The following is a 2,941-nucleotide window of genomic DNA, read 5'->3' as shown; positions in this document are numbered from 1 at the left end:
CCCCTGGCGATCAACCCGAACAGCGACCAGTACCTGGAAGAGCGTTTGCAGCTGCTGGACGAGCAGTTGGCCACCGTCACCCGCCTGGCCAAGGACAACGAGCTGCCCGATGCCATCCTCACCGAGTCAGGTGTCATTTTCAGAAGACGACTGCACCAGTTGATTGGGCGTAATGGCTGTTGTGCAGCCAGCTCCTGACAGTTCAATATCAGAAGTGATCTGCACCAATCTCGACTATGCTCAATACTCGTGTGCACCAAAGCGAGGTGAGCATGGCGACGGACACCCCACGGATTCCAGAACAAGGCGTGGCCACTCTGCCTGATGAGGCTTGGGAGCGTGCGCGCCGTCGTGCGGAGATCATCAGTCCGTTGGCGCAGTCGGAGACGGTCGGGCACGAAGCGGCCGATATGGCGGCTCAGGCGCTGGGCTTGTCTCGGCGCCAGGTATACGTTCTGATCCGGCGTGCCCGGCAAGGCAGCGGCCTCGTGACGGATCTGGTGCCCGGCCAGTCCGGTGGAGGTAAAGGTAAGGGGCGCTTGCCGGAACCGGTCGAGCGCGTCATCCACGAGCTACTGCAAAAGCGGTTCCTGACCAAGCAGAAGCGCAGCCTAGCGGCCTTTCACCGCGAAGTCACTCAGGTGTGCAAGGCTCAAAAACTGCGAGTGCCGGCGCGCAATACCGTGGCCTTACGGATCGCTAGCCTTGACCCGCGCAAGGTCATCCGCCGGCGGGAAGGCCAGGATGCCGCTCGTGACCTACAAGGTGTGGGCGGCGAGCCTCCTGCCGTGACCGCGCCGCTGGAGCAGGTGCAGATAGACCATACGGTCATCGACCTGATCGTGGTCGATGACCGCGACCGGCAACCTATTGGCCGCCCGTACCTGACCCTCGCCATCGACGTGTTCACCCGCTGCGTGCTCGGCATGGTCGTCACGCTGGAAGCGCCGTCTGCCGTTTCGGTTGGCCTGTGCCTCGTGCATGTCGCCTGCGACAAGCGCCCTTGGCTGGAAGGACTGAACGTGGAAATGGATTGGCAGATGAGCGGCAAGCCCTTGCTGCTCTACCTAGACAACGCGGCCGAGTTCAAGAGCGAGGCCCTGCGCCGGGGTTGCGAGCAGCATGGCATCCGGCTGGACTATCGCCCGCTGGGACAGCCGCACTATGGCGGCATCGTGGAACGGATCATCGGCACGGCGATGCAGATGATTCACGACGAACTGCCGGGAACGACCTTCTCCAACCCTGACCAGCGCGGCGACTACGATTCCGAAAACAAGGCCGCCCTGACGCTGCGCGAGCTAGAGCGCTGGCTCACATTGGCGGTCGGCACCTACCACGGTTCGGTGCACAACGGCCTGCTCCAACCGCCGGCCGCGCGCTGGGCCGAGGCCGTGGCGCGTGTCGGCGTACCGGCCGTCGTCACACGCGCTACTTCGTTCCTGGTCGATTTTCTGCCGATCCTCCGGCGCACGCTGACCCGCACCGGCTTTGTCATCGACCACATCCACTACTACGCCGATGCGCTCAAGCCGTGGATTGCGCGGCGTGAACGCTGGCCGTCCTTTCTGATCCGGCGCGATCCGCGCGACATCAGCCGTATCTGGGTCCTGGAACCGGAGGGACAGCATTACCTGGAAATTCCCTACCGTACCTTGTCGCATCCGGCTGTCACCCTCTGGGAACAACGGCAGGCGCTGGCGAAACTGCGGCAGCAAGGGCGCGAACAGGTGGATGAGTCGGCGCTGTTCCGCATGATCGGCCAGATGCGTGAGATTGTGACCAGCGCGCAGAAGGCCACACGCAAGGCGCGGCGTGACGCGGATCGCCGCCAGCACCTCAAGACATCAGCTCGGCCGGACAAGCCCGTTCCGCCGGATACGGATATTGCCGACCCGCAGGCAGACAACTTGCCACCCGCCAAACCGTTCGACCAGATTGAGGAGTGGTAGCCGTGGACGAATATCCCATCATCGACCTGTCCCACCTGCTGCCGGCGGCCCAGGGCTTGGCCCGTCTTCCGGCGGACGAGCGCATCCAGCGCCTTCGCGCCGACCGCTGGATCGGCTATCCGCGCGCAGTCGAGGCGCTGAACCGGCTGGAAGCCCTTTATGCGTGGCCAAACAAGCAACGCATGCCCAACCTGCTGCTGGTTGGCCCGACCAACAATGGCAAGTCGATGATCGTCGAGAAGTTCCGCCGCACCCACCCGGCCAGCTCCGACGCCGACCAGGAGCACATCCCGGTGTTGGTCGTGCAGATGCCGTCCGAGCCGTCCGTGATCCGCTTCTACGTCGCGCTGCTCGCCGCGATGGGCGCGCCGCTGCGCCCACGCCCACGGTTGCCGGAAATGGAGCAACTGGCTCTGGCACTGCTGCGCAAGGTCGGCGTGCGCATGCTGGTGATCGACGAGCTGCACAACGTGCTGGCCGGCAACAGCGTCAACCGCCGGGAATTCCTCAACCTGCTGCGCTTCCTCGGCAACGAACTGCGCATCCCGTTGGTTGGGGTAGGCACGCGCGACGCCTACCTAGCCATCCGCTCCGATGACCAGTTGGAAAATCGCTTCGAGCCGATGATGCTGCCGGTATGGGAGGCCAACGACGATTGCTGCTCACTGCTGGCCAGCTTCGCCGCTTCGCTCCCGCTGCGCCGGCCTTCCCCAATTGCCACGCTGGACATGGCTCGCTACCTGCTCACACGCAGCGAGGGCACCATAGGGGAACTGGCGCACTTGCTGATGGCGGCGGCCATCGTCGCCGTGGAGAGCGGCGAGGAAGCGATCAACCATCGCACACTCAGCATGGCCTGTCGACAACCTCTCGCGCAACCAAGACATCGCGGTCGGACTGCAAGTGATCTTGAAGCCACGGGCCCGTCCCACCCCGACATGGACCTCGATGCCCGAACGGACGTTAGATTTCGAGTTCTAGGCGTTCTG

The 2,941-nt window shown here is 64.0% G+C and carries 3 protein-coding genes; all 3 read left to right on the top strand.

All coding sequences use genetic code 11. From position 1 onward, the window contains the following. Positions 1-198: hypothetical protein (locus tag K5E40_RS34165; protein ID WP_221734414.1), on the top strand; the 198-nt coding region annotated here is incomplete at its 5' end. A 74-nt stretch (positions 199-272) separates the two neighbouring features. Then, on the top strand, positions 273-1,952 hold the full coding sequence (locus K5E40_RS34160; protein WP_000179844.1) for a Mu transposase C-terminal domain-containing protein: 1,680 nt from the start codon (positions 273-275) through the stop codon (positions 1,950-1,952). 2 nt (positions 1,953-1,954) lie between these two features. Further along, a partial coding sequence (locus tag K5E40_RS34155; RefSeq protein ID WP_002073660.1) for a TniB family NTP-binding protein occupies positions 1,955-2,941 on the top strand: 987 nt, incomplete at its 3' end.

It is taken from the genome of Pseudomonas baetica, from assembly GCF_019733355.1.
GTDB lineage: Bacteria > Pseudomonadota > Gammaproteobacteria > Pseudomonadales > Pseudomonadaceae > Aquipseudomonas > Aquipseudomonas baetica_A.
Note: the sequence above shows the minus strand (reverse complement) of the source record. Positions and strands in the feature narration are given on the sequence as shown.